We start from the raw sequence: 26,757 nt of genomic DNA, 5'->3' as shown, positions 1-26,757 counted from the left end.
CGATTACCCCAACTTTCCAGAGTATTTCTCAAGAAGCGCCCAAGCCTGCGGCCCGAACTTTTTTTGCCATTCAGCGTAGAAGCCAGCCGCTTGGAGCTGTTGGCGGAAAGACGCCTTGTCAACTTCGTTGAATGTCAGGCCAGTGCTTTCAAGCTTGGCGCGCAGCGTTTGGTCGAGTTGAACAACGTCCTCTCGCTGTTTCGTGCCAGCATCATTAATTGCGTTTCGTACTATGGTCTGAAGTTCCGGAGAGAGGCGGCCAAATGACTCCTTGTTACCAAGGAACCAGAACCCGTCCCACATGTGGTTCGTCAGCGAGCAAAACTTCTGAACTTCGTAGAGTTTTGCCGTATAGATGATGGACAGAGGGTTTTCTTGACCTTCAACGACGTGCGTCTGAAGAGCCGAATACACTTCGGCAAAGTTGACGCTCGCTGGAGCAGCTCCAAAATCCTTGAACATTGATGTCCACAGAGGGCTCGGGGGAACGCGAAGCTTCACGCCCTGGAGGTCTCTGGCCTGCGCGATGGGTTTGGCGCCAGTTGTGATTTGGCGGAAGCCGCCATTCCAGATCTTCTCGAAAGCGAAGATTGACGTTGCACCAATCTGCTTGCGGACGTGAGCGCCTAACTCCCCGTCCATTGCGGCCCAAACGTTGTTGTAGTCGTTGAACGCAAAGCCGATCCCGCTGATCTGGGCCGCGGGAATGAACGTTCCAAGAATCAAGGGCGATAGCGTGAAAAAGTCGACCGCGCCCGAACGGAGCTGCGAAAGAGTGTCTGTGTCGCTTCCCAACTGGTTATTCGGGAAGATCTGAATTTCCACCCGTCCCTTGGACTCTGAAGCCACGCGCGCAGCCATCTCCTTGGCTCGAACATTCATGGGGTGCGCGGAAGGTAGATTGTTAGCGTAACGGAGGGTAAACTCTGCCGCTCGGGCAGAATGCGAGGTCACAGCAAGAGATGGCGCGGAAGCTGCAACCGCCATGACTTTAAGGAAGGAACGTCTGTTGGTTGTGTACATCAATGTCTCCTGAACAGCCGTTTGTCGGCCTTTTATAAGGGAAAACGATTAGGTCAACTTACTGAGAACGTCGGTTCCATGAGCATGTTGCGACGCACTAATAAGACATTTACAAATAGCTTTGTAGATTTATCGTCTGGCGGCAAGGACAGGTGAGGCGCTACTCAACGCCACCTCAGCGTCCTTGATGTGGGTAATACCGAGGGACTTTAGTTGCCGATAAAGTGTGGATCGGCAGATCCCAAGATTTTTCGCTGCGGCAGACATGTTCCATCGACTGCCCGCTAGAACTTGGATGACGCGTTCGCGTTTTTGAGAGGGGTTAGCATCTGCGAAGATGTCCGCCTTGTTCACTAAGCTCGAGTGGATCGAGCGCTCAGCTTCTAACGAAGGGACAGCCGGCGGGAGGAGAATAAGGTCAAGGGGCAAGTCGTGAGGACGAAGCGTGCCGTCTTTACTCAACGCACATGCACACCGCAGCGCTGCCCGCAGTTGTCGAATGTTTCCAGGCCATTCGCATTCAAGGAGCAGCTCCCAAGTACTTGTTTCAATTGATACCGAACCACCGAATTCTTCTTCTGCAATTTGTGATACGAGAATTTCGAAGTCAGCGCGCTCCCGTAGCGTCGGCAGACGAAGAATTCCAACTGCAATCCGATAGAAAAGGTCAGAGCGGAAAGCACCTGTGCGAACAAGCTTCGGCAAGTCTTGGTGCGTCGCGCAAATTAGTTGGAAATCAACGGGCACGGGTTTCGTGGCACCTAGTGGCGTGATTTCTCGCTCTGAAAGTGCTCGCAGTAGTCGAGCCTGTTGATTAAGTGGCATGTCGCCGATTTCGTCAAGGAAGAGCGTACCGCCATCGGCCGCTTCAATCTTCCCTTTCATACCGCCGGGCAATGCACCGGAGAATGCACCGCGAGCATAGCCGAAGAGCTCGCTTTCCACCAATGACTCAGGAATCGATGCGCAGTTGAGCGTAATGAGAGGCTGTGCCCCGCGCGTGCTTTGCTCGTGCAACTTCCGAGCAACCACTTCTTTGCCGGTCCCAGTCTCACCGAGCAGTAGAACTGGAATACCGCGATCGGTGAAACATCGGCCACGGTCCATAACGTCCAGCATTGCACTGTCGAGTACGTCAGGCTTTCGTTTAACCACTGAACCCTGTGAAGGGGCGTTGTGGGCTACTTTTTGGTGGCTCACGACTGTCTCCGTTCTTGTATTCGGCTCACTTGGTGGTAAGCCATAGCTCTTAACCGGCGCGCTAACGGCTTTTGGCCGATACATATGCGACTGTGTGATGCAAGAGTAATGCTCGCCACTCATATTTTCCAATACAATAAAAGGCAGGCTGTGATACCTACAGGGAATAACATGGAGTTACGGCATCTCCACTACTTTGTTACCTTGGCGGAAACCCTGCACTTTGGGCGCGCTGCTGAACGTCTGAACATTTCACAACCGCCGTTGTCGCGACAAATCGCGTTGCTTGAGGAGGAGGTGGGCGTTGTGCTGTTTGAGCGCAATCGGAGGAGCGTAAAGTTGTCGGCCGCAGGCAAGAGGTTTCAGCACGATGCCAAAGACATTCTTGGGTCGGTGGAGCGAGCAAAACAGAATGCGAGGACCGCGAGCCAAGGCGGCAGTGGCTCTCTTTCGGTAGGTTTTATGTTCGCGGCGGCATACAGCGTCGTGCCCCCGATAACGCTGGCCTACGCTTCTCGGTATCCGGCAGTGGATCTTCACCTCACTGAGTCGATTCCTCGACTTCTCATGCAAGACATTCGACAAAGCACTACCGACGTCGCTCTGATGTACCCGCCGGTCGACCTTCGTGAACTGGCAACAAAGACGGTTTTTCGGGAACCCCTCTTGGCTGCTCTTCCGGCGGGCCATCATCTGGCTCGTGGGAGTGGCCCCATCGACGTCGTTGATCTACGAGACGAGTCGTTCCTAATCTCGCCGAGAACAGCAGCTCCATACATCTACGACATTATCCTCGGGCACTGCAAGCAGCGCGGCTTCGAGCCAAAGATACGTCTCGAGACAAACTATCAGCAAACAATCGTGACACTGGTCGGGCAAGGTCTTGGCGTCGCATTAGTACACAAGTCAATGAAGACCGCACGGCCAAGGAAAGTAAAGTTCAGGCCGCTGCGAGATCCGCCATACATCGAATTAAATGTCACTTGGGATCCGCTAAACAGGAACCCATGCATCGAGACATTCGTAGCTGTTGCTGAGGAGGTCGGTGCATTGGGAGATCCTAGTGCCTGATGTAGTACACAGGTGTCGCGTGCGCTGCGCTACATCTGTTGCATGCTGAGTCGATATGGATTTCGTTTTTGAGCGTCGCAGACGCTCAAGAACGCTAACCTGCGCGCCTTTCGGAGATTCTTGTAGCACCGGCACCCTTTTTGCAAGGATGGGCTGGCCTTTATCGAGGCGCTCAGAGGAGAACCATTCATGCATCACTCAATGTCAGCCCCCGGCACCCTTGCCTCAGAGGCACGGCGGGACGACGATCGAAAATTTCATTCTCAGCCCTTCATTCATCCGGGACAGGTGACTCACCCTCGTTTGATAGACGTATCCACCAGTCAGGTGACCGAGGAACTTCGGATTTCAGTGCCCAGAGGCAGTAACGTGGGACGCGTCCTCCACGGGGTCATAGACGATTATGGTCTTCGAGCCGGTTGTGGCCGCATCGTCGGTGGCTTCTGCCAGAAAGTCCAGTATCACGTAATGACACGAGCGTCTGAAGGAGTAAAGCCATATATATATGGCCCTCCTATCGTTGTCACTGGGGTAAGCATGCTGATCGGTGCCGCGATCACGGTTGGTCACAAATATGATCGCACCAGGATCCTTCACTGTCATGGCGGCTTTGTTGATGAGACCGGGAAAGCACACGGCGGTCATATTATATTGGACCAAAGTTATGCAGGCTGCGACGGATTGACCGTCAGGCTATGCCTTTTCGACGGTGTCGACCTCTTGGTCACACCAGATATCGAAACCACTTTTGACTTACTGAAGCCGGTCATCAAATCATGAGCGAACACATCGCCGATGCAGTCGTTGTAAAACGTGGGCACTACGGCCGACTACTGGTTGCTCGAATAAAACCTAACCAAGACCTGGCTGAATCACTGGTCGTGCTGTGTCGTGCAAATGGCTTTCATAATGCCGTGGTTCGTGGAGTGGTCGGCAGCTTAATCGACGGCAATCTCGCGCGTGGTCAAGACGATTCCGAGCAAATTGTCCACATTCGGGGCCCCGGCGTCGAAATATTAAGCGTGTACGGTGAGATATTGAATGCAACGAGCGATGCTGCAGCGGTATCGCTCCACGGCGTTGTCGCCGACACGGCTGGGCAGATCTACGCCGGTCGATTCATGCCAGGATCGAACCTATCTTTCATCACTATTGAGGTATCGGTACAGGAGTGGATTGAGGATGCGGAAGTCATGATAGCGCCGCGACGTCAAATAGGTTCAAACAACGAGATTGCATAACTTGGCCTAAGGGGCTCGCGATAGCATCCCTTCGTATGATCACGAGAAGTTAGCAATCTCGAGAGGTTAGCTCGTGCTCGCGACTCACGAGTTATTAGCCCGGGAAAGCCGGGCTCTTTTTTTTAATGCCACGTTTTGCCTAATTTTCCTTCTTTTATACTTGCCAAATACTGGTTCCAGACATCCGCTGTAGTCGTATGTTTATCTAGGCTCTTTTGAAAACGGAGTGGGTAACGGGGCTCATCGGGCATGCTCATTAAAGCGCGAGAAGTCGAATTTTCCGGCGATGAGAAACAGGACAGTGCGCATGGTTTCGAAGCGAGCGTACCCGCGTGCTTTGCGTTTGGCGGCCTGAAACAGGCCGTTGATGGCTTCGATGAAGCCGTTGGTCTGGCGCGTCTGAGTCCAGGCGACAATGCCCTCGAAGTGTCGGCGAATCAGTCGGGCGACGTCCTTCATCGGTTCGACCTTCGAGCGCATGACGTTCGTACACCACTGGTGCAACATCGCCGACACGACATTGATTTGCTTGCGCTCAAGAATGTCGCGCAGTTGCTCGCGGTACAGCCACGCCCGGGCCGTGCGCTTGGTGGTGTACTGACTGACGAGCGCCTCGAGGTCGGTCAGTTGGGCGAGATTCAGTTTGTTGGCATCTTTGAGCAGCGTCCAGCGCATGCCTTTGAGTTGCGGGTCGACCTTCTGTTGCTGCCTGCGCACCGTGTCGAGCGCCTTGGACGCGTGAGCAACGACGTGAAACTTGTCAAAGGTCAGTCGCGCGTCGGGCAGATGTTCATTGACGCCCTTGATGAAAGCTGGCGACATGTCGATGCTGACCGAGCTGATTTGCTCGGACGTGCCACCGTGTTCGCCCAGGTAGGCCGCAAAGCGTTCAATCGTGCTGGCATCCTTGCCGGTCGTGACGAACACGACCCGCCGCGCTCGCATATCGGCGACCAGCGTCAGATACTCATGACCGCGCCGATACGAGGTTTCGTCAATTGCCACTGCCTTCACCTCAGACAGGTCAGCCCCCGCGAGTGCCAGCTCCACATACCGCGAACAGATGGCGTGTACTCGATGCCACGACAGGTTGACCGCACGCGCGACAGCGGCAAACGGCATCTGCTGGGCGAGCATCAGTACGAGTGCCTCGAACAGCAGCGTAAAGCCGCTGAGTTGACCGACCCAATCAGGTTCGACCAACCGCACGGAGCCATCGGGCAAGCGCACACGCGGCACCCGCACTTCCAGAAAACATTCGTGTTGAAAGAAATTCAGGTGACGCAGACGCTTGATTTGCGTGTCGTGGACAGGATGCTCACCGGCAACTCCAGCATAGGAAAACCGGGTGCCCGCGACGAAGTCCACGGCAATGGTGAGTTGACGCTGAGCGGCATTGAAGTCAACGCCTTGAACGTACCAGGGCGCGGTTATACCGAGAGCGGATTCGAACAGTTCATTCGTCATGGTTGCTTTGTCATGGCTCAGCTTATCAATTCTGGGCGCCTCAAGGATTCGCTTCGCCGGGCCTACGCCCGTCCTTGACCCGCCAACCCACCCACTCAAAACTCAAAAGAGGCTTTATCTATTGGTTTTGCTTCCTGTCTACGACGTTCAATGTTCGCATCGGATTAACGGATGCAATCAGTGCTTTGAGCAGGACCGGATAGTGACAAAATCATGTATCTCTGCCGGGACAGCACACTGCATGCAGTAGAAAAAGATAGCATTGCTAAACGCACTTGTTTGAACCTTTCGAAACCCCTCTGGTGCTTCTAAGTTCTTCAGCCGCTCACTTTCGACTGCTTCTACTGGACACCGCACGTTCGCGCTTCGTAGGCAGTGCGGACAGAACACGGCAATTGAGGTATCGATCATTGGCGTAGCCTCCTGCATCCGATGCTATGAAGTAATATTGTCGGCCGGCATTCTTGCACATGAGTGAAAGACGGTTCTCTTCTCTGAGATCGCGGCCGTGATGGAAAGACATGTACGTGGATCAGCTGCTTCTTGGATATGTCGTCTCTGTCGGAGAGTAGATGACAGCTGCCAGTGGGTCAAATCAACAAGGGCTAGACATGATGCATCTAGGATGCAGATAGCGCTACAGAGGCGATATCAGCAATCGCCCGGAACAGGATGTAGTTGTCGAACTGTCTTGTCGTACAAAGTGAACAGGTGTCTAACGTATGCGACAACTGTCGCAAGTACAACTTCACGAAAGCTTTCCAAATCACTTGCGGCTCTAATGGCCCGCTCAGTTAGATCAACCTTGACGTTAGCCATCAGGTTCGCCGCGAAAAAATCTTCGTCGTCTTCCTTGATGGCGTAGCTCTTGCATGTTGGATGGTCCATCGATATTTAACGTTATCTAGCATGAAACCGACCATCATCGGATGGAGTCACAGTTCGTTCGATACGCTCGATCATATGGATGTTAAACGATTGATCGCCGACACTGCACGTGAAGCGTTCGACCATGCCGGAATCGATGTGAGACAAATCGATTCCATCCACGTTGGGACGTTCAACGGCACCTCTGCCTACGAAAATATTTCCTCTGCATCTGTATTTGAGTCAGTTCCCGAATTACGTTTCACGTCGACTGTCCGGTGCGAAAACGCTTGCTCGACAGGTTCGGCAGCAATCTACTCGGCGTTGGATGCATTAAGGTCTGGACGTTCGACCTGCACCCTCGTTTTAGGATACGAAAAAACGTCTAGCCATCCAACTGCCGAGATAGAAGAAGTTGCACGAAACCGTTCCTACACGAGGGACTTGGTACAGGCATCGGATCGTCTAGCTACGATCTTTGGCAAACTCACCCAGACGTACTTTGACCGTTATGGTGATCAGTCTGACGCGCTCGCGTCGATCGCCTCCAAGAACTATTGCAACGGTATATCAAACCACTACGTCCCCACAAAAAGAGCCTTTGATTTCGCCTTCTGTCGCACGCCTTCCGATGAAAACCCTTATGTTGCCGGTCCCCTAAAGCGCTCCGACTGTTCGAGGATTTCAGATGGTGCATCAGCGTTGATCATTGCGACACCACGGGTTGCAAGACGCATGAAAAATGCCGTTGAGTTCAGGGCTGCGGTTCAAATTAGCGACCTTCACACCTTGTCGCGACATGATCCAATCGCCTTCGAGGGCGCGCAGATAGCTTGGCGGAAAGGCCTTGCGCAAGCCGAAATGACGCTAGGCGATCTATCCCTCGTAGAAACGCACGACTGCTTTACGATCGCTGAGCTGATCCAATACGAAGCAATGGGTCTAGCCGCGCCTGGAAAGGGAGCTAACGTCATCCTCGACGGCGTCACGAGCAAGAAAGGAGTTTTACCTGTCAACCCATCTGGAGGCCTTGCGGCGAGAGGACACCCGATCGGCGCCACTGGGGTCTCGATGCATGTAATGGCCGCGATGCAAGTGAGCGGTCAAGCGGGCAAGATGCAAATTCGAAATGCGCGAACGGCGGGCGTGTTCAATATGGGAGGCGTAGCCGTCACGAACTATTTAAGCATCCTTGAGGCACGCCGTTGACTCACTTCAAATTGCAGGGATTAATCAATGTTGCCTCTTTTGAGTTTTGAGTGGGTGGGTTGGCGGGTCAAGGACGGGAGTAGGCCCGGCGAAGCGAATCCTTGAGGCGCCCAGAATTGATAAGCTGAGCCATGACAAAGCAACCATGACGAATGAACTGTTCGAATCCGCTCTCGGTATAACCGCGCCCTGGTACGTTCAAGGCGTTGACTTCAATGCCGCTCAGCGTCAACTCACCATTGCCGTGGACTTCGTCGCGGGCACCCGGTTTTCCTATGCTGGAGTTGCCGGTGAGCATCCTGTCCACGACACGCAAATCAAGCGTCTGCGTCACCTGAATTTCTTTCAACACGAATGTTTTCTGGAAGTGCGGGTGCCGCGTGTGCGCTTGCCCGATGGCTCCGTGCGGTTGGTCGAACCTGATTGGGTCGGTCAACTCAGCGGCTTTACGCTGCTGTTCGAGGCACTCGTACTGATGCTCGCCCAGCAGATGCCGTTTGCCGCTGTCGCGCGTGCGGTCAACCTGTCGTGGCATCGAGTACACGCCATCTGTTCGCGGTATGTGGAGCTGGCACTCGCGGGGGCTGACCTGTCTGAGGTGAAGGCAGTGGCAATTGACGAAACCTCGTATCGGCGCGGTCATGAGTATCTGACGCTGGTCGCCGATATGCGAGCGCGGCGGGTCGTGTTCGTCACGACCGGCAAGGATGCCAGCACGATTGAACGCTTTGCGGCCTACCTGGGCGAACACGGTGGCACGTCCGAGCAAATCAGCTCGGTCAGCATCGACATGTCGCCAGCTTTCATCAAGGGCGTCAATGAACATCTGCCCGACGCGCGACTGACCTTTGACAAGTTTCACGTCGTTGCTCACGCGTCCAAGGCGCTCGACACGGTGCGCAGGCAGCAACAGAAGGTCGACCCGCAACTCAAAGGCATGCGCTGGACGCCGCTCAAAGATGCCAACAAACTGAATCTCGCCCAACTGACCGACCTCGAGGCGCTCGTCAGTCAGTACACCACCAAGCGCACGGCCCGGGCGTGGCTGTACCGCGAGCAACTGCGCGACATTCTTGAGCGCAAGCAAATCAATGTCGTGTCGGCGATGTTGCACCAGTGGTGTACGAACGTCATGCGCTCGAAGGTCGAACCGATGAAGGACGTCGCCCGACTGATTCGCCGACACTTCGAGGGCATTGTCGCCTGGACTCAGACGCGCCAGACCAACGGCTTCATCGAAGCCATCAACGGCCTGTTTCAGGCCGCCAAACGCAAAGCACGCGGGTACGCTCGCTTCGAAACCATGCGCACTGTCCTGTTTCTCATCGCCGGAAAATTCGACTTCTCGCGCTTTAATGAGCATGCCCGATGAGCCCCGTTACCCACTCCGTTTTCAAAAGAGCCTCAATGTTTAAGTCGTTTGCGAAGTTGAGGAATTCGCCTATCTCACGTCGTCGCATTGCGCCTTTCGACCGGCGCTCGCAAAGCCAGCCGTACGGCGACAAGCGTGAATGCGACTTGCGCGGCGAAGTTTTGGCGCACTTCAGCTCAGCCGGCTTTTATGTCGTCGAAGTGCAAACTGAACTCGTCAATGCGCGCGATGGATCGATCGCTCGGTGCCAGCAAAAGCGGTGCTGGCCAGGCAAAGAGCGCCTTTGTCGACGTGCCGTCAAAATTTAGGGAAGGGCATGAAGTACCGCTTACTACGCCGAAAAAAACTCTGTCAACGATAAAACACAACTCTCACGACGAAGGAAACACTATGTTGCCACGCCGCATGTTGGGATCGCAAGGTTTGGAAGTCTCTGCGCTGGGACTCGGATGTATGGGCATGAGTTTCGCGTATGGCCCGGCCGACGATGCTGAGTCCCTCTCAACTTTGGACCGGGCTTTCGATCTCGGCTGTGACTTCTACGATACGGCGGAAGTTTACGGACCATTCAAAAATGAAGAACTGCTCTCACAGTTCATCAAAGGGCGCAGAGATCGCGTTGTGATTGCAACAAAATTTGGTTTCCGAATCAATGACGGTAAGATTTCGGGTACCGATAGCCGACCGTCTCATATACGAGACGTGGTCGAAGCGAGCTTGCAGCGGTTGGATACAGACTACATTGATCTGCTTTACCAACATCGGGTCGACCCAACTGTGCCAATTGAAGATGTCGCAGGTACTGTCGGCGACTTGATCAATGCGGGAAAGGTCCGTTATTTCGGACTCTCGGAGGCGAGTGCGCGCACCATCCGTCGTGCCCATGCCGTCCATCCAGTAACAGCATTGCAAAGCGAGTATTCGTTGTGGGAACGCGATATCGAAGCTGAGATCCTTCCTTGTCTGAGGGAACTGGGTATTGGACTCGTTCCCTTCGCACCCTTGGGCCGCGGATTCCTTACCAATTCGGCGCGCCGCGCAGAAGAGTTTCCAGAAGGGGATTCCCGCCGAACTTCTGATCCGCGATTGCAAGGCGACAATTTTGATACAAACTTGCGCCTCGTCGATTTATTGAACGATTTGGCAAAGGAAGCCGGGGGCACGCCCGCGCAACTGGCGCTTGCTTGGGCACTGGCTCAAGGTCGTGACATCGTACCAATTCCCGGTACCCGACGAGTACGCAATCTAGAGCAAAATTTAGCGGCTGCAACGTTGGAACTTCCTGGTTCACTACTGGCGCGTCTTGACAAGGTCTTCGCGCCCGGCGCAACTGCCGGGCCGCGTTACACTGCCGCGATGGAACAAATGGTCGATCGATAGCTTCCTATTAGTCGCGAACGCCCGTTAAGCCTTTTACTATGGATCACGGGCGTAGCGTCGAGTCAGAAAGTCAAGAGTAGAAAGCTGAGGGTGCGACGCCGAAATGACGCTTGAACATTGCGGTGAATGCGCTTTGACTGGTATATCCGTGGTCCATAGCGACAGCAATGATCTTTTCGCCATGAGCAATGCGTTGCAATGCTAGCAGCAACCTTGCTTGCTGCCGCCAAGCACCGAAGTTAACGCCTGTTTCCCGCTGAAACCAACGATAAAAAGTTTTCTCTGAGACTTCTAGTGTTTTGGCCCAAGCGCCAACTGTTCGATTGTCGTCCGGAGTGGCAATCACCATTTGACAGACGCTGCGCAGGCGTATATCGCTCGGCCACGGCAAATAAAGCGGCAGCAACGGCATGGCGTTCAATTCCGCAAGAAGTAAACACATCAGGTGATCGTCGCGTGATCCGGTTGCATAGTCCAACGGCACATTAATAGCGGATAAAATGAGCTCGCGAAGCAAACTATGGACTTCGACGACACAACTTCTGCTTGGTAGATGCGCCGCCGCACCCGGTTCGACAAACACCGTCCGCATCTTCACGTCACCGCTCATTTTGACCGAATGTTCGACGCTAGGCTCGAGCCAAACACCACGCGTTGGGGGCACAACCCATGACCCCGTTGCCGACTCAATTGTCATGACGCCCTCAATTGCATAAAGCAATTGCGCCCGGCGATGCCTATGCGGGGCGATAACCGTTCCGTGCGGATACCAAGCCGCCATCGCGGATACCGGCATGGGCGTATGTTCGAATGGTAAGTGTGCATCCAACCCCGTTGGCTCGAATGCATCGCTAGGAGACGGCAGGGGCGCCAAAGTTCTACCTATCATTTTTTTCATCAGGGTGAGAGTGACTGTTTTGCGATGAATGAAGGCTCTTTGACGTTAGACGGACCGCAAGGACTGCGTGCATCATTGGTGCCCTTGGATAGATTTCAACGGTTCAGAGCTTGTTATGAAGAGATCGTATTTCCTGTATCCGTTGTTTGCAATTTTTCTTTGGGCGGGCAACGTTATCGTATCCAAGCTATCGGCTCATACGATCCATCCGTCGGCAATCACCTTTTACCGGCTGCTGTTAGCTGTGGCGTTGATGAGTATGTTCACGCTGAAGCCTGCATGGGCGAACCGCAAAACTATCGTGCAGCAGTTGCCTAAACTTGCTGTTCTCGGTTTCCTGGCGATGGCATTGTTTCAGAGCCTCTCTTATGAAGCGGCGAAGACCACAACTGCTACGAACATGGCGGTCATAACGGCGTTGATACCGCTGATGACTATGGCGGTTAGCACTCTATTACTTGGCGACACACCCACGACCGGCATGGTGGGAGGCGGTATCCTCTCTCTGGCGGGAGTGGTGTATTTGATAACTCAGGGCGAACCGGGCAAGCTGCTACACAGCGGAGCGCATCTCGGTGATCTACTTATGATCCTAGCCGCGCTTGCGTACGCCCTTTATGGAGTACTGCTTAAGCGCTGGCACATGAACCTCCCGTCCTGGCAATCAATCTACCTCCAAGCTATATTCGCGCTCCTTTTCATGGTGCCTATGCTGTTGCGTCTTCCCGCAGCCGAAGCGGTGCCCACCTTGGCTAGCGCGCCGCTAATATTGTACGCTGGCGTATTAGCATCTGTGGTCCTGCCATTTCTTTGGATGCAGGGTGTCAAACTCATTGGCCCAAACCAGTGCGCTCTCTTCATGAATGTATTGCCGATCGCAACCGCTCTGATGGCCGTCGCGATGTTCGGAGAGGCAGTACATGTCTATGACGCTCTTGGCGGTGGTACTGCACTCCTCGGAGTGATTGTCGCGCAACTTTTCAGACCAACAATTCCAGAGGCAGTCCCGGCTCGGGATTAAGGAGAAAAGATGGCCGTTGAAACTACAAACAAGGACGAGCTTGATACTGTCGGGCTATTCAAACGGCTCGATCGGCTAGCCATGTGGGCAGAAATAGCTCTGGGAAGCTCTCAAACGAATGATGACGATTGGCGTGGGGCTATTGCGTTTCGCTGGCACGGCGCCGCCGGGCCGTTTGGAAAGCCTCGCTTGGCCGCCGTGAGCAATCCGATGCTGACTCCGTTCGACGAGTTATGCAACGTTGATCGCCAGATAGAAACCATTCGGCAAAACACGCGCCAGTTTGTGATGGGATATCCCGCGAACAACGTTCTCCTCACTGGGGCGCGCGGAACAGGCAAGTCTTCCCTTGTCAGAGCTTGCTTGCATGCATTTGCGCCCGAGGGTCTGCGGCTTATTGAAGTCGGAAAGGACTCCCTGAATGACTTACCGGATATCTTCGATCGCGTGCGTCACCGGTCCGAGCGCTTCCTAATCTTTTGCGACGACTTGTCCTTCGAACCGGGCGAGACGGGCTATAAGGGACTTAAAACGGTGCTTGATGGGTCTGTGACTGGCCACGCCAGCAATGTGCTCATTTATGCAACGTCGAACCGGCGCCATTTGTTAGCAGAAGACGCAAGAGACAACGAAGCCCATTCCGTTGCGGAAAATGGCGAACTACATCCGGGCGACGCGATCGAGGAGAAAATTTCGCTGTCAGAACGCTTCGGAATCTGGATAACCTTCTATCCGTTTTCGCAGGAGCATTATCTAGGCGTCGTTGATCAGCGGCTTAGGATGCTTGGACTGACTCCGACACAGGTTGACGAAGCACGGCAATGCGCTTTGCAATGGGCTCTCGGGCGAGGTGGCCGCTCCGGTCGAATTGCAACACAATTCGCTCAAGATTACGCTGGCCGTCTGGCTTGCGTCGGCAATGACGGTGGATATTCTGACCGCAAGGGCAACTCGAGCCGTTAGCAAGCTGGGAGTGCTGCTTGCCAACAATGCATCGCAGCAATGTCGGAATCAACGGGCATCAGACTCGATAGCCGACGACTTGATGAGTGGCGCATCGCGCGGATTCGCTCTGCCAACATAGGATCAAAAACGTCTCTTCGAATCACACCACATTTTTGACGTCTGCTGAACTTGTGAACGAATCTGCAAAGAATTCGTCAGTTGGCAACCGGTGGCAAAGTGTGAAGTCGCGCCGCGCCGCTTCCACCATTACTGGCGCGCCACAAGCATATACCTGATAACCGCTCAAGTCGGGCAAATCTTCGATAACCGCGCGGTGTACCAAACCTGTCCGGCCGAGCCAACTCCCGTTAACGCCGGGTTCGGAGAGTACCGGAACGAAGGTGAAACCCGGCACCTCTCTCGCCCAACGTTCTGCCAAAGCCATCATGTAAAGGTCTTCCTTTCGGCGTCCTCCCCAATACAACGAAATCGGACGACTCAGTTCCTTGAACAATGCGTGCTCGATCATGGCCTTGATCGGCGCAAAGCCCGTCCCCGACGCGAAAAAAATGACTGGTTTGTCCGAATCTTCACGTAAAAAGAAAGTGCCAAATGGACCTTCAATGCGCAGAAGATCACGTTCCTTCATTGCACCAAAGACATGGTCCGTTAATACGCCGCCAGGCATCCAGCGGATGTGTAGTTCAAGGGGTCCGTTAAGATGAGGCGGACTGGCCATCGAGTAACTTCGCCTATTGCCATCTTTTAGGAGAATCTCGATGTACTGTCCAGCGAGATATTGAAGCCGCATATCGTGCGCTGTTTTGAGCTTCAATTCGATGACATCATCGGTCTTACGGTCCAGCTTCTCAACCCTGCATGGCATTCTCTTCGGCTTGATGCCAGTAACAGCGATCACTTCGTCAACTTCAATGATGAGGTCGGTCTGCGCTGTCGAACAGCAGAACAGCGCCATTCCCTGGCTTCTCTGATCGTTGGACAGTGCAGACGGAGAATGCGCTCCTTGCACAACTTTACCCTTCACGATCATGCCTCTGCACGCACCGCATGCGCCGTTCTTGCATCCGTGGGGCAAAGGCACACTCTTACGCAGCGCAGCATTTAAAACAGTTTCGCCCAGCTCGACTTCGAACTGTCGGCCGCTTTGCTGAATCGTCACCTGATAAGCCATTCGATTTCCCCGCGTTTATATACTATAAATCTCGATCGCAAAAAAGCCTGCGCAGATTTCAGAGTCGGTGAACGTCGCGGCCGAAGGATTCGTGTAGCGTTAACCGCCCTTCACGCGCCCTACTGTTTTCAAAGGCCAACGCATCGCCAGCAGATTGACTTGTCCGACGCGCCGCCTATACACCTGCCACGACACTAGCATTTGTAAGCGCGTATTCGCGAAGATCAACTCGGCGCCCCTTTGGGCCGCAGAATGCTTACTCTCGCTTTGCAGGCTATCGCGTGTAGTATCGGTATGGCGCTCGAAGTGCAACTATCGTTTAACCGGCGTCCGCCATAAGGATGTCACTTCCCATGTCGCGCACATGTGGTATGCGAAGCTCCCGCAACTTCCGATACAGCGATGCTCGACAAATCCCAAGATCACGTGATGCGGCAGAAATATTCCATCGGCTCGCTGAGAGCGCACGGAGGATATTGTCACGCTCGCTAGGTAGAGAGGCGGACGGGCCTCGCATATCTGTATGCCACTTGAGAGGTCGCGCGCTGGACCGCTCAACTAGCGAGCCGGAGGCGTCTGGCGACATATCGAATGAGGGTTGTTGCGTTACCCCTGGGCGGTGCCTCTTGCTAACGATCTTGCCAGGCATAAGATTACTAGGCAGGTCCGCTGCGCGGATCATTTCGTCGCTTCTGACTGCACATGCATACTGAATGGCCGCGCGCATTTGGCGCAGATTTCCAGGCCATTGGTTTTGCATCAGAATGTCGCGTGCCTCCCGGTCGACATTGCGTTCTAAGGTCATGCCGGGGACTTCGCTTTCAAGAATCGATTGCAATATCCAAGCAAGGTCGAGCCTTTCCCGCACAGGTGGCAATTGTATGATACCGACCGCTATTCGATAGTAAAGATCTTCTCGGAACGTTCCAGCTTCAACATGCGATTCAATATTCTGATGAGTCGCGCAGATCAGCTGAAGATCCACTTTAAGAGGTTCCGTCGACCCGATCGGAGTTACCTCGCGCTCAGAGAGCACTCGCAAAAGACGAGTTTGTTGGGCGGCCGGCATATCTCCGATCTCATCAAGGAAAAGAGTACCGCGATGCGCGAGCATCACCTTTCCCTTCATGCCGCTCGAGAGCGCGCCGGAAAAGGCTCCGCGAGAATATCCGAACAACTCGCTCTCGATCAAATTTTCCGGAATTGAGCCGCAATTGACTGGGACCATTGCCGCACGGCATCGGCTACTGTACTCGTGTAACGCACGAGCAAGGTACTCCTTCCCCGTGCCAGTTTCGCCAAGGATAAGGATGGGAAGCTGTCGGTCGATCAATAGGCGAGCTCGCGACAGTGTGGCTATCATCGCAGGGTCATCACCGCAAAGTCTACTCAAGGGAAGCGAAGATAATGGGGGCGAGCTTGCACCAGCGCGATCCAACGGTTCGTGGGCGGTCATGGCATCTCTCATATTTATTTAGTCGGCAGAATCGGCGGGGCTTGTGGCCTCGCGAATCACGTGAGGAGCTGCCGACGGCTTGTCTCCGAGACCAAGGATAGAAGGCTTTATTAATATGCTCCAATACATTATTATGCGAGCGTCGATACGGCAAAGGTATCGATAAACGCCTGAAGCGCGAATCTGGGGCCGCTACGCATGGAACTGAGGCAAATACGCTATTTCGTGGTGCTAGCAGAGACGCTCCATTTCGGACGAGCGGCTTCACTCCTCCATATATCCCAACCGCCGTTGTCGCGCCAAATTGCGTTGCTCGAAACCGAACTCGGCGTACTTTTACTAGATCGTACAAGTCGCGTTGTTCGCCTCTCGCCAGCAGGGCATCGCTTTTATAGCGACGCGAAGATGATCCTGGCCACTGTGGATAAAGCGCGCAGCCACGCACGCGCCGCCGACTTAGGTGAGGAGGGATCACTGGTAGCCGGGTTTATGTTCGCTGCGGCTTACAGTATCGTTCCAATCTTGACACGCGCTTATTCGTCGGCATTCCCACGCGTCGAATTGAAGCTCAGCGAGAGCATTCCTACACAGTTAGTCGCCGATATCCACGCAGGTAAAGCCGATATTGGCGTCATGTATCCATCCGATTCGGCGATTGAGCTTGAGACCCGCACAGTGTTCAGGGAGCAATTGGTCGCGGTGTTGCCGGAAAGGCATCGGCTCTGTATGCGAGCCGCTATATCCATCGCCGAGTTGCGCGAAGACTGGTTCATCATTTCTCCACATTCTGCATCTCCATTCATCTACAACACCATTGTCGAGCACTGTCGTCGGTCAAATTTCACACCGCGCGTGCGCATTGAGACGAAATTCCAGCAAACCATCGTGAACTTGGTGGCACAGGACCTTGGTGTGGCGCTTGTTCACAGTTCGATGCGCAGCACTCGTGCTGAGAACGTTCGTTTCGTGCCGCTGCTACATGCTCCGTTCGTCGATGTGGCACTCGTCTGGAATCCACACACGCTTAATCCGTGTGTAGAGCGCTTTGTCGATATTGCCGCCCAAATGGGCCTCTCCGGCAGGAATGCGAGGGAAGTGATTTAACGTGTCTTGTCGCACCTCTTCGGCCGTTTGACGATTCCGAACAACAACGTCTGAGCGACCGCCTATCGCTACACCTGTCGCTTCCCAGAACCATCTGTAGACGTTGATGCAGGACAAAACAAATGCGAAGCCGTTGCTGAGCAAGATTTACAAGCGCTACGTCAAAAGGCATCAAATTTGCTATCTTATGGTTTCCTAACCATAAGGGCCGCCGAATGATGCCAACAACTAACGTGTTCCATCACCCTGGATTAGCAGCGCATCCGCGGGTGCTAGCTGCGCTTGTGCGGCAGCCGAGTGAAATACGTGTGGAAATTCCTAGCGGAAGATGCGCTGGCGTTGAATTACGGGCTCTGGCGACACGCTACGCGTTCGCCGGCGCAACTGGCCGAATTTCTAGCGGGACTGCTAGCGCTCTGCAATACCACCTAGTCACTCAGGCAATGCAAGGCGAACGTCCTTACGTCTACGGCGCGCCAATGCTAGAAACCGGCGAAGTCGCCTTATTGCATGGTTCCATTACGATCGGCCGGAATCATTCAGGAGGGGTTGAACTGCACTGCCACGGAGCTTTCGTCAGTACGGATGGGCGCCTACATGGCGGTCACTTCGATTTGGATCGGCTTGAAGTGGGCCAAGAGTCATTGATATTACATCTTTGTACCTCCGAGGATGTGGGCTTCGCTAAGTATGACGACGCGGAAACGCGATACACACTATTTGGACCAACCACGATAGGGTGAGCACCGTGAAGACGCTTATTGATTCGTGTGACGTTGAAATGAAATGTGGTGTCTACGGACGGACTGTAATCGCTCGCTTGAAACCGAACGAAGACATCGTCGAATCGCTGGAGAAACTGTGCGAGAGCTTTGAAATCCGACGAGCCATCGTGCGCAGCGCGGTCGGCAGCTTGATCGATGGAAATCTGTCGGTCGGTGGGAACACGACACTACCCGTGCAATTGGTTAAAGGGCCGGGCGTCGAGATCGTCGGACTGTTTGGGGAGGTTGTATCGACATCGGCGTCAATACTGGATGATCAATACTCAACGGAGCTAACCGCAATACTGTCTGGAACGGACAGTCAGGTAGTCGCCGGGCGCTTAGTACGTGGCATGAATCCCACCTTCATCACTGTTGAGGTGACTGTACAAGAGTGGCTATCGGACTCTTCGCAATAAGGTCGATGCGGGCGGTGCAATTGCCCGCATCACTGACGAAGACTGGCTTCTATTATTCGGCCCAGCAGCTCGATCCCGCTACGAATTTGAGCGGACGTTGCGGTCGTGAACGATAATCTCAGCGTATTATGCTGTGGCTCCGTCGCATAAAAGGCGGCTCCTGGCACAACCGCTACGCCGGCTTGCATTGCCGCGACGAATACATCAGAAGCGTCAAGCTGGGTTGGTAAAGTTATCCACAGAAACATCCCTCCTTCGGGACGACTCCAAGTTACGCCGGGCGACATAAAAAGTTCTAGGCTTTGCAACATTATTTCGCATTGCTCGGAATACCTGACCTTCAATTCGTCGAGGTGCGATGCGAAGAAACCGTTTCTAAAGGCGTGATACGCTACCCGTTGCGTAATGCCAGCTGTGTGCAAGTCGCTAGCTTGCTTCGCTTGTACTAGTTTCGCCATCAAATCGTCTGGTGCGACCAAATAGCCCACACGCAAGCCGGGGGCCAAGATTTTCGAAAAGGAACCTAAATAAACGACCGTGTCGGACGCCAGGGACCGTATCGAGGGAAGCGCACCACCCTTATAGACTAGGTCACCATAGGGATCGTCCTCAACTACGAGGAGATTGTTGGCAAGCGATAACTCCGCAAGTTGGCGGCGACGTTCAGGAGCCAGGCGCCGTCCCGTTGGATTCTGAAAGTTCGGTTGGGTATAAAGGAGACGTGCCTCCTGCACTTGGCTCTGGGACAGCAGACTGGGTATCAAGCCCGCGTCATCGCTCTTTACCTGCTCGAATTGTGGCTCATATTGTGAGAAGGCCTGCACGGCGCCAAGATACGTGGGCGCTTCAATTAATACCTTGCTGCCTTCATCGATAAGCACGCGCGCAAGTAGGTCAAGCGCCTGCTGCGAGCCAGTCGTCACCAACACCTGCGAGGGATAGACCGTCGAACCCGTGCTCGAGAGCTGCTCAGCAATCGCCTCACGTAACGGCGTATAACCCTCCGATGGACCATACTGCAGCGTCCCTACCGCGTCGGTCTCTAAAATGCGTTTCAGAACCTCCTTGATGCGGTCCGATGGCAGCAGAGCGGGCGATGGGAGCCCGCCCGCAAATGAGATAACGTCGGGTCGCTCAGCCACTTTTAGCAGTTCCCGCAAAGCGGAATGAGTCATTTGCCCTGTGCGTTTTGCCAGTTTCCAGCGACTTCCAGGCGGATTGTATCGGTCCATGACTTAAATTTTGGTTGATCACGATCCGCGCGAAACTAGTCGATTTGCGACTTAGTCGCCTTAGATCCCATCTGATTGACGCTCGGCCGCGGCTTCACGGCGACCCCGCAAGGCCGCGACCCAGACTCGCTTAGATCCTGCCTCAGTTGAACATCTTGCGAAGGTTGTCCATCGCCATCTTGAGAAAGTCAACCGCAAACTTGTCGAATGCGGGCTGGTCCTTAGAATCACCCGATCTTGCCTCACCAGCTATTCGGTAGGTGGCAGTACATGCGTTGTCGCCGCGAGGCACGACTTCCATGGACGCCCACATGTTACCGATGTCAAACGTGGTATAGATGAGGGTCCACGTCATGGTCATATTTTCGTCGTCGCGAGAGTTCAACTGCTCCACGACTAGATCGCCACCGGTAAAAAATTTGTTGCGCAGCGAACGCAGTCCGTTGGCCGTGCCCGTCATCTCGATGCGCTCCAAGCCGGTAACGAACCGGTTGTATCCATCAAAACGGCCAACGGTTTCCCACACCTTGCGAGCGGGTGCGTTGAGTTCAGCGACGCCCTCGTGGATCGTCGTGTCCAAATTGGCAATCGACGTATCTGGACGCAATTTGTTCAGTACTTCTTGCTGCATGATGCTCTCCTTTGTAGTGGAACAACGCTTTTCAAGCCGACTGCGCGGCGTCCGGCTGCATGACGTCCGGCTCGGCTGCCTGCTTATTCGTCGTCAATGATTTGGTAGAAGGTGGGACAGGCAAGAAACCATTGCGAATTAAGAAGCGAAAATGTGCATCGAGCAATGCGGCGTCTTTCTCCGGGTACGAGAGACCCAGCCGCTTCAAAGTCGCCGCGCTCAATTCATGCGCGATCCTCGACATGTCGCCGATGTCTTCTTGGGAGTCGTCCAAATAGAACGCGATCACGTCGAACAAAGCATTGTTCTCGTCGATTCCCGGCAATCTTTGACGCCACAGCTCAGGTTCTTCGAGCGTAAGTTGAAAGCCAAGGCGAGATAGTGCTCCAAGGTAAGACGCCCAAGTCAACGGCTGCGGATTTTGGAAGTGAAACACTTGCAGCTCTCGATGTGGATCCAGCGTACAACGGACGATCGCTTGAGCGAGAAAATCAACTGGCGTGAAGTCAAACGCAGTATCTCCGGCAGGGGCAAAGCCCAATTGCAGCGAACCCTTGACCAGTAAAAGTACGCGATTGCGATCGGGTAAGCAAAAGCCAGATCCAGCAACGCCTGTGATGTTTCCAGGCCTGAGGATCGTCGCGTCTATACCCCGCCGCGCCGCCTCCCATACAAGATGTTCCGATACCCACTTGGTGACGTTGTAACCGTTGTTAACGAATGCGGGGGCGTTGAGCGAAGGACCGTCCTCCACCAACTTTCCCACTTCGTCGGTCGCACTCGCGGCCGAGAGAGTTGACACGAAATGCAGTGATTTATTACGGCGTTCGCATGCGAGTCGCAGCAATTCTAGCGTCGAGCCAACGTTAGCGCGATACAGGAACGGGTAGTCGTACACGTGATTGACGTGGGCGCCGTTATGGTAAATCGCATCGATTTTATCGGCGAAGCGAGCCCAAGTTTCTTTCGACAGCCCAAGCCGAACTTTCGCAAGGTCGCCTAGTACCACTTGCAGGCGTGAATGTCCAGCTAACGCGCCCATTCCGTTTGCGCGCAGCGCAGCGTCTAGTCGCGCGCGACCATCCGTTTCGTTCTCGGCCCGAATCAGACACCAAACGGTTGCTTTTGACTGTGCCAGCAATTCTGCGGCTATGAAGCTACCGAGGAAGCCGTTTGCCCCAGTAAGCAACACGTTGCTCAGCTTGCGCGGATCAGGCCGTAGACCTTCTAACGGACGAATATCGTCTGCTAATCGCATATCTTCGTAGACGCGCGGTGGGATACGATCACCCTTCTTACGCTCGCGGTCAGTGAGCAATGAGGCAAGCGCTTCGATCGTAGGTTTTTCCATAAAACGTGCTAAAGGCGCGTTGCCAGCCATCTGCCGTTTGACGGCGAGCATCAGACGCGACACGAGTAGAGAGTGTCCGCCCAAATCGAAGAACGAATCGTGCCGTCCTATTTCTTCTTCTTCGAGATCGAGTAGCGTCGCCCATAGCCCGCGCAACTGCCGTTCCGTCGCGTTTGCCGGTTCCCTATCGTTTGCTGGAGCAGCCTCGCGCTGCGACGGAATGCGCGCCAGTGCGCCGCGATCTATTTTGCCGTTGTGAGTGGAAGGCAGCGCGTCAATCACTAGCGCTTCGTACGGCAACATGTAGTCCGGTAATTTGACCGCCAATGCGGCTCGCAGCATCTCTGCGGTCACTGCTTGATCCAGCGGCTTGCTAAGGAAAATTCGAACTCGCTTCCGATCGTCCACCACGCACGCGCATTGGCCAAACATTCCCGTGGCGAGCGCGGCGTTTTCGATCTCACCGAGTTCAACGCGAAAGCCACGAATTTTGACCTGTGCATCGCGTCGGCCGACAAAATGGAGCGAGCCTTTGTTGTCCCATTGCACAATATCGCCCGTGCGGTACAGCATCTCATTGTCCCAAAGTCCATTTGCAGTGGCATATCGATTCGACACGAACCGTTCACCGCTCAAATCGGGGCGGCGCAAATACCCCTTCGCGACTCCCGCGCCCGCTACGCAAAGTTCTCCAGCTTCGCCTGTCCGAACCGGGTATCCAGTTTCGTCGAGTACATAGCAGCGAACGTTGGCCATGGGGTGGCCGATCAAGCGGTTATTATCGGTAGGCTGAAGTCTGGCGATAGTGACCAGCACCGTGCATTCGGCTGGCCCGAAGATGTTGTGAAACTGACGTTCCGAGCCAAAACGCGCGATCGTTTCCGGAAAGCAGATGTCGCCGCCGGTCAGCAGATGTTTGAGCTCCGGCCACTCCGCGGGTGGCATTACCGCTAGCAGTGCCGGCGGCAAGAATGCGTGAGACAGACGCTGCCTCGCAATGAGTTGACTGAGGTCATCTAGCGCATGGCGCTGTTCCTCAGTCGGGACGACGAGCGTCGCACCCGCGAGGAAGGTTGGGAAGATGTCGAGCAGCGAAACATCGAATGCAACCGTGCAGAACTGCAATACACGCGATGCCGCAGTTAGTTCAGCGTATTCGCGATACCAATGGCAGAAGTGCACAATATTGCGGTGTGTAAGCATCACGCCCTTTGGTACGCCTGTCGAGCCCGACGTAAAGATCGTGATCGCACACCGAGAGGCGCGTTCTGGGTCGTCTTCGAGCGGCCAAGCCGAATCATCCAATATCGAGCTCTCGAAGACTTTACGCGTCAGAGGCACTACCCGGATCGGCAGATCGCTTAATGCAGAGCTATCGAACGCTTCATCAGTGATGAGACACTCCGCGTGCGCTTGCTCCAAGATCACGCGAACTCGCTCCATTGGAAACGACGGATCAAGTGGAAGGTAAGCGGCTCCCGATCCGATAGCGCCAAGTATCGCCACGTACAACAAGGAAGACTTACGCAATCGAACTGCTATTACGCGAGGAGCGCCAGCGTCGTCGTATGCTACGGTCGACGAAGCTGTGAAGCCGGCGGATAATTGTTGCGCTAGTTTCTTCGCAGCACTTACGAATGTCGCGTAGTCAATCGTGCCGTCTTCGTCATGCAAAGCAACGGCTTGGGGATTCGCCTGCGCCGCGCTAAACACCATTTCCGGCAGTGAGGCATCAAGGTCAAAGTGCCGGTCTGTCAGGTTGCTCGCGTGCCACCCCGCAAGCTTCGCCAGGTCGACTGCGAAAGTACCGTCATCGAGAATATTTCCACTCAAGACAGTCATGGCGTCGTCGTTGAATGCATCCCTGCCGAGCAGACTGACAATCTCGATGAAAAGCTCCTCAGCCGCAGTTTCTACTTCGGCAACCATGTCAGCACCACACAGCTTCGATGCGAGCTCAATGTCGCGGCTAGAAGCCCGCCGCACTGTGCCATCGGGATCGATCGATTGCCATTCCACACGGATCAGACTGGGCGGAAACGTTGCCGACGACGCGCTGAAAGCAAGAATTTTTGGCTGGTCGACGCCTGACAGGCGTTGCTTGCGCAAATCGATCGACGCGTCGCAACCTATCAACCAGTCGATCGATCGACCATCGGCGTCCAATACCGATGGATTCTCTCCCAATCCAAGCGCTTCCGTGATGTCGCGCAATGGTCCTGACTGCGTCTCGTTCGTCTCCACGGAATGGCCCATTTCGTGGAGCATTGCTAGCACATTCGCGCCTAATCGGGTGTTGCCACTCACTGCGAAGGTAAGGTTTCTCATGCGCTGTCCCTCAGAGGTACGCGCCAACTGCGGCGCGCGTGGGTTCATGTTCCAGCAAACCCGCCATCTTCAAGAACTTGCGGATATTCGCGATCATTGGATGTTTGCTCGTGATCGGATATGCCCCGACCATATCGTTAGCGATTTGTTCGCGTGTATCCCGCGGTAGATCGAGCGATTCAATAAGCCTGCGATCAAATTCGAGCTGAAGCTCGTTCGTCAAGTACTCTTTGAGGAAGTAAGGCAATCCCAAGCCCAACGCTTCGCGAGCAGCTTCGTCGACTTCCGACCAATAGAGCTTGACGAGGTTGATCCAAAAAATCGAATGCCGCCCTTCATCCGCCAGATGGTCCGCCATCACCCCCTTCACCGAGCGCTTAAGCGTCGTATCGCGCGAGAACGCTGCAACTTCCGCAGTCACGGTGTTTTCCGATATTGCGACCGCTAGCAACTCCATGCCGGCCGCGTATTGCGCCGGGACATGCGCAATGGCTCTTGGAATCGCGCGCGACAGCTCAATTTCGTTATTCTGTGTAATAGGCGCGATTCCGGTGCTTCGTTCAACCTGATCTAGATAATCCATTGCAACGTACGCATGGTAATGCTCGTCGATCACTACCGACATCGCATCGCTCTTGCACGCGAAAGGAAAATCAAACGGAAATCGACTTTTGGCGATTGCAAGCGCGGTGCGGTTGACGATCTCTGTCTCGAAGATGATTACGTCGTTGATGTATTTGTAGAAGCTTTGGAGAAGGATGTAATCTTGCACCTCCTGACCTGCGTCCATAACCGTCGGATGTGCATAGAGCGGCTGACGCTCGATCGGGTAGTAGCTGAGCGCATCGTCTTCGACCACACGTCGAGGACGCGAACGGATCGTGGCGCGTTGCTCCCACTGATCCGCATGACTGACGTAATTTTGAGTGGACATAGTGACCATTGCCTCGGAAGTTATAAAACCGGAGGGCGCGGACGTCGGCAGTCTTATCGCTGCATAAGAGACTCCGTCCCCGGCCTCACGCAGCGATGGCGTCTTTCTGATTGCTAAGATGTGCTTGCAAACCGTCCCAAAGACGAAGGCGCTCGTCGATTGCGTTTAATCCCGCTTCGAGTGCTTCGTGCATCTTGCGCTCGTCGCCGCCGGTGGACTCTTCGATCATGGCCCGCGCTGCTGGCCCATGTTCGCCTGAATCGACCTCAATGTGCCGGTCGAGATAGAAGCTCAGTAGAGGAACGCTGGCACGATCGATCTTCCAGCCGGCAAGCAAAGTGCGAAACATATCTGGGATCGCGTTTTCGCGGCCGTAGAAGAAGTTGCCGAGCACTTGATGAGTCGCACCCTCGAAGCAGGTGACGAATGTCGAATTCACGAAACGGACCACGGGCGCCGGAGCTTCGACCGCGTTTAACGCGCTTTGCACGCTTGCGCCCTTTTGGAGCAAAGAAATCAAATGCTCGATGCGTTCGGTGCTGGCTCCAACATCGCGCATCGCATGTAAGTAGAGGTCGAAGTGGCTCATGTGCCCCTTCGGGGTTTCATCGCACTCTTCACCAAGAACGATTTCGTTGATCAGGCGTGCTGCATTAGGGCTGCGCGGAGCCAACCACGGAAGCGTGATCGTCGTAAGATCAGCTTGGAGACGTTTGACGAGCGACATGAAGTCCCACACTGCAAACACATGCCATTCCATGAACGTGCGCAACCCGTGCATAGTCTCGATCGAATGGAAGATCGGGTGCGTAGCGAGCGCCGCGTGTTGCTTCTCAAGTTGCGCTTCCAGTGCATCAATGCTGTTCACAATTGTGGCCCTCAATTAGTCTCAAAGATATCGATAGATACGACGGCAAAAGGAACCTCACCTTCGCAACGCTTATAAGGCAAGACCGATGCCAATCGCCCGACTTCCTTGATAACAAAGGGCACGCCGCGCTTCCCAGGCAAACGTTTGTACATGTGTGACAGCCATCTGTTTATTTTTTTAAACACCTGTCGCTCTGGCTTTTCCGTGCCGCCGTACCAAATGGCGGTCAAGTACCTGGGGCACACGGTGCACCTGCCACCAGAAATGCTCTTTAACTTTTCATTCCTAATTTATATAGTTCGTCAGTTTTATCCAAAATAAAGATTCTTCGAAGCGGATGCCGATCCGAGACAGTCGAGTCGTCGTCGTGACCGAAGCAGCTAAGAGTCTGACGCGTCTGGCATGCCAGCCCACGTTCGTTATCAAGCTGTAGGTAACATATCGACAAGACACTATTATCTTGGCGTAATCGCGGATGCGTCCGAAAGCGGCAGGAGGAGTGAGTCCGTCCGACGAAGCATGTGAACGGCGCTTGTAACCTAGCCCTGTCGGATGGCCAACGTCCGCCCTTCGACTGCTGCTGACGCTCGCCGCTCATCCACTGTGCGGCTGCAGCTCATCACTTCGCCTTCGTTCGCGATGCGGCGCATTGTGCGTCGGCTTCCCCGAAAGGCGATTGAGTCAAACCGACCCACAGCCGTCAATTGTTCTTTCAGCGCGAGCGTCCTCACCACGCTCGAAAGCGGCCGCTGGTTTACAAGGGGCTCGTGCGGAGACATCG

At 54.4% G+C, this 26,757-nt stretch carries 21 protein-coding genes; 10 read left to right on the top strand and 11 right to left on the bottom strand.

Features of this window, described 5'->3' with window-relative positions; all coding sequences use genetic code 11:
* Window positions 1–3 precede the first annotated feature (3 nt).
* Window positions 4–1,023: a TRAP transporter substrate-binding protein gene (locus tag LDZ28_RS30615; RefSeq protein WP_244831973.1), complete on the bottom strand. Its 1,020-nt coding sequence runs from the start codon at window positions 1,021–1,023 to the stop codon at window positions 4–6.
* A gap of 129 nt (window positions 1,024–1,152) precedes the next feature.
* Entirely contained in the window at window positions 1,153–2,223 is a 1,071-nt protein-coding gene (locus tag LDZ28_RS30610; RefSeq protein WP_244831972.1) for a sigma-54-dependent Fis family transcriptional regulator, read from the bottom strand.
* Window positions 2,224–2,331: 108 nt separating this feature from the next.
* Between LDZ28_RS30610 and LDZ28_RS30605 the strand changes: the two genes are divergently transcribed.
* The 3 genes from LDZ28_RS30605 (at window position 2,332) to LDZ28_RS30595 (ending at window position 4,535) form a co-directional block, all read left to right on the top strand.
* A complete protein-coding gene (locus tag LDZ28_RS30605; RefSeq protein WP_370652298.1) occupies window positions 2,332–3,294 on the top strand; it encodes a LysR family transcriptional regulator in 963 nt (320 codons plus the stop codon).
* Between the two features lie 537 nt (window positions 3,295–3,831).
* Entirely contained in the window at window positions 3,832–4,074 is a 243-nt protein-coding gene (locus LDZ28_RS30600) for a hypothetical protein (RefSeq protein WP_244831971.1), read from the top strand.
* Window positions 4,071–4,535, top strand: a complete 465-nt coding sequence (locus tag LDZ28_RS30595; protein WP_244831970.1) for a PCC domain-containing protein — start codon at window positions 4,071–4,073, stop codon at window positions 4,533–4,535. Before LDZ28_RS30600 ends, LDZ28_RS30595 begins: the two co-directional genes overlap by 4 nt.
* Before the next feature lie 240 nt (window positions 4,536–4,775).
* Here LDZ28_RS30595 and LDZ28_RS30590 read toward each other — a convergent pair whose 3' ends face one another.
* A complete protein-coding gene (locus LDZ28_RS30590; protein ID WP_244831969.1) occupies window positions 4,776–6,002 on the bottom strand; it encodes an ISL3 family transposase in 1,227 nt (408 codons plus the stop codon).
* 909 nt (window positions 6,003–6,911) lie between these two features.
* Here LDZ28_RS30590 and LDZ28_RS30585 point away from each other — a divergent pair.
* From LDZ28_RS30585 to LDZ28_RS30575, 3 genes are all read left to right on the top strand, one after another.
* Window positions 6,912–8,078: a thiolase domain-containing protein gene (locus LDZ28_RS30585; RefSeq protein WP_244831968.1), complete on the top strand. Its 1,167-nt coding sequence runs from the start codon at window positions 6,912–6,914 to the stop codon at window positions 8,076–8,078.
* A 145-nt stretch (window positions 8,079–8,223) separates the two neighbouring features.
* A complete protein-coding gene (locus LDZ28_RS30580; RefSeq protein ID WP_244831967.1) occupies window positions 8,224–9,450 on the top strand; it encodes an ISL3 family transposase in 1,227 nt (408 codons plus the stop codon).
* Window positions 9,451–9,840: 390 nt separating this feature from the next.
* Window positions 9,841–10,830 (top strand): aldo/keto reductase, encoded by a 990-nt coding sequence (locus tag LDZ28_RS30575; protein WP_244832104.1) that lies wholly within the window; start codon window positions 9,841–9,843, stop codon window positions 10,828–10,830.
* A gap of 70 nt (window positions 10,831–10,900) precedes the next feature.
* Here the strand turns inward: LDZ28_RS30575 and LDZ28_RS30570 are convergent, their stop codons facing one another.
* Window positions 10,901–11,626 (bottom strand): helix-turn-helix transcriptional regulator, encoded by a 726-nt coding sequence (locus LDZ28_RS30570; protein WP_244831966.1) that lies wholly within the window; start codon window positions 11,624–11,626, stop codon window positions 10,901–10,903.
* A gap of 217 nt (window positions 11,627–11,843) precedes the next feature.
* Between LDZ28_RS30570 and LDZ28_RS30565 the strand changes: the two genes are divergently transcribed.
* Window positions 11,844–12,749: a DMT family transporter gene (locus LDZ28_RS30565; protein ID WP_244831965.1), complete on the top strand. Its 906-nt coding sequence runs from the start codon at window positions 11,844–11,846 to the stop codon at window positions 12,747–12,749.
* A 9-nt stretch (window positions 12,750–12,758) separates the two neighbouring features.
* Complete coding sequence (locus tag LDZ28_RS30560; protein ID WP_244831964.1) at window positions 12,759–13,712, top strand: ATP-binding protein; 954 nt, start codon at window positions 12,759–12,761, stop codon at window positions 13,710–13,712.
* Between the two features lie 142 nt (window positions 13,713–13,854).
* Here LDZ28_RS30560 and LDZ28_RS30555 read toward each other — a convergent pair whose 3' ends face one another.
* Window positions 13,855–14,886: a CDP-6-deoxy-delta-3,4-glucoseen reductase gene (locus LDZ28_RS30555; protein ID WP_244832100.1), complete on the bottom strand. Its 1,032-nt coding sequence runs from the start codon at window positions 14,884–14,886 to the stop codon at window positions 13,855–13,857.
* 319 nt (window positions 14,887–15,205) lie between these two features.
* Window positions 15,206–16,249, bottom strand: a complete 1,044-nt coding sequence (locus tag LDZ28_RS30550) for a sigma-54-dependent Fis family transcriptional regulator (protein WP_244832103.1) — start codon at window positions 16,247–16,249, stop codon at window positions 15,206–15,208.
* 291 nt (window positions 16,250–16,540) lie between these two features.
* On the opposite strand from LDZ28_RS30550, the gene LDZ28_RS30545 reads away from it, so the two are divergent.
* Window positions 16,541–17,446 (top strand): LysR family transcriptional regulator, encoded by a 906-nt coding sequence (locus tag LDZ28_RS30545; protein WP_244832099.1) that lies wholly within the window; start codon window positions 16,541–16,543, stop codon window positions 17,444–17,446.
* Window positions 17,447–18,194: 748 nt separating this feature from the next.
* On the top strand, window positions 18,195–18,629 hold the full coding sequence (locus LDZ28_RS30540; protein ID WP_244832098.1) for a PPC domain-containing DNA-binding protein: 435 nt from the start codon (window positions 18,195–18,197) through the stop codon (window positions 18,627–18,629).
* Window positions 18,630–18,658: 29 nt separating this feature from the next.
* Here LDZ28_RS30540 and LDZ28_RS30535 read toward each other — a convergent pair whose 3' ends face one another.
* The 5 genes from LDZ28_RS30535 to LDZ28_RS30515 form a co-directional block, all read right to left on the bottom strand.
* Complete coding sequence (locus tag LDZ28_RS30535; protein WP_244832097.1) at window positions 18,659–19,861, bottom strand: PLP-dependent aminotransferase family protein; 1,203 nt, start codon at window positions 19,859–19,861, stop codon at window positions 18,659–18,661.
* Window positions 19,862–20,003: 142 nt separating this feature from the next.
* A complete protein-coding gene (locus tag LDZ28_RS30530; RefSeq protein ID WP_244832096.1) occupies window positions 20,004–20,492 on the bottom strand; it encodes an SRPBCC family protein in 489 nt (162 codons plus the stop codon).
* Between the two features lie 31 nt (window positions 20,493–20,523).
* Window positions 20,524–24,171, bottom strand: a complete 3,648-nt coding sequence (locus LDZ28_RS30525) for an amino acid adenylation domain-containing protein (protein WP_244832095.1) — start codon at window positions 24,169–24,171, stop codon at window positions 20,524–20,526.
* Between the two features lie 10 nt (window positions 24,172–24,181).
* Window positions 24,182–25,105, bottom strand: a complete 924-nt coding sequence (locus LDZ28_RS30520; protein ID WP_244832094.1) for a diiron oxygenase — start codon at window positions 25,103–25,105, stop codon at window positions 24,182–24,184.
* An 85-nt stretch (window positions 25,106–25,190) separates the two neighbouring features.
* Window positions 25,191–25,973 (bottom strand): DUF3050 domain-containing protein, encoded by a 783-nt coding sequence (locus tag LDZ28_RS30515; RefSeq protein WP_244832093.1) that lies wholly within the window; start codon window positions 25,971–25,973, stop codon window positions 25,191–25,193.
* Between the last annotated feature and the right edge of the window lie 784 nt (window positions 25,974–26,757).

This window comes from Caballeronia sp. TF1N1, assembly GCF_022878925.1.
In the GTDB taxonomy this organism is placed as follows: Bacteria; Pseudomonadota; Gammaproteobacteria; order Burkholderiales; family Burkholderiaceae; genus Caballeronia.
Note: the sequence above shows the minus strand (reverse complement) of the source record. Positions and strands in the feature narration are given on the sequence as shown.

Coding starts and splice junctions, on each gene's coding strand:
- LDZ28_RS30615 (WP_244831973.1), bottom strand. CDS start 1,023: ATGTACACAACCAACAGACGTTCCTTCCTTAAAGTCATGGCGGTTGCA.
- LDZ28_RS30605 (WP_370652298.1), top strand. CDS start 2,332: ATGCTCGCCACTCATATTTTCCAATACAATAAAAGGCAGGCTGTGATA.
- LDZ28_RS30600 (WP_244831971.1), top strand. CDS start 3,832: ATGCTGATCGGTGCCGCGATCACGGTTGGTCACAAATATGATCGCACC.
- LDZ28_RS30595 (WP_244831970.1), top strand. CDS start 4,071: ATGAGCGAACACATCGCCGATGCAGTCGTTGTAAAACGTGGGCACTAC.
- LDZ28_RS30590 (WP_244831969.1), bottom strand. CDS start 6,002: ATGACGAATGAACTGTTCGAATCCGCTCTCGGTATAACCGCGCCCTGG.
- LDZ28_RS30585 (WP_244831968.1), top strand. CDS start 6,912: ATGAAACCGACCATCATCGGATGGAGTCACAGTTCGTTCGATACGCTC.
- LDZ28_RS30580 (WP_244831967.1), top strand. CDS start 8,224: ATGACGAATGAACTGTTCGAATCCGCTCTCGGTATAACCGCGCCCTGG.
- LDZ28_RS30575 (WP_244832104.1), top strand. CDS start 9,841: ATGTTGCCACGCCGCATGTTGGGATCGCAAGGTTTGGAAGTCTCTGCG.
- LDZ28_RS30570 (WP_244831966.1), bottom strand. CDS start 11,626: ATGCCGGTATCCGCGATGGCGGCTTGGTATCCGCACGGAACGGTTATC.
- LDZ28_RS30565 (WP_244831965.1), top strand. CDS start 11,844: ATGAAGAGATCGTATTTCCTGTATCCGTTGTTTGCAATTTTTCTTTGG.
- LDZ28_RS30560 (WP_244831964.1), top strand. CDS start 12,759: ATGGCCGTTGAAACTACAAACAAGGACGAGCTTGATACTGTCGGGCTA.
- LDZ28_RS30555 (WP_244832100.1), bottom strand. CDS start 14,886: ATGGCTTATCAGGTGACGATTCAGCAAAGCGGCCGACAGTTCGAAGTC.
- LDZ28_RS30550 (WP_244832103.1), bottom strand. CDS start 16,249: ATGATAGCCACACTGTCGCGAGCTCGCCTATTGATCGACCGACAGCTT.
- LDZ28_RS30545 (WP_244832099.1), top strand. CDS start 16,541: ATGGAACTGAGGCAAATACGCTATTTCGTGGTGCTAGCAGAGACGCTC.
- LDZ28_RS30535 (WP_244832097.1), bottom strand. CDS start 19,861: ATGGACCGATACAATCCGCCTGGAAGTCGCTGGAAACTGGCAAAACGC.
- LDZ28_RS30530 (WP_244832096.1), bottom strand. CDS start 20,492: ATGCAGCAAGAAGTACTGAACAAATTGCGTCCAGATACGTCGATTGCC.
- LDZ28_RS30525 (WP_244832095.1), bottom strand. CDS start 24,171: ATGAGAAACCTTACCTTCGCAGTGAGTGGCAACACCCGATTAGGCGCG.
- LDZ28_RS30520 (WP_244832094.1), bottom strand. CDS start 25,105: ATGTCCACTCAAAATTACGTCAGTCATGCGGATCAGTGGGAGCAACGC.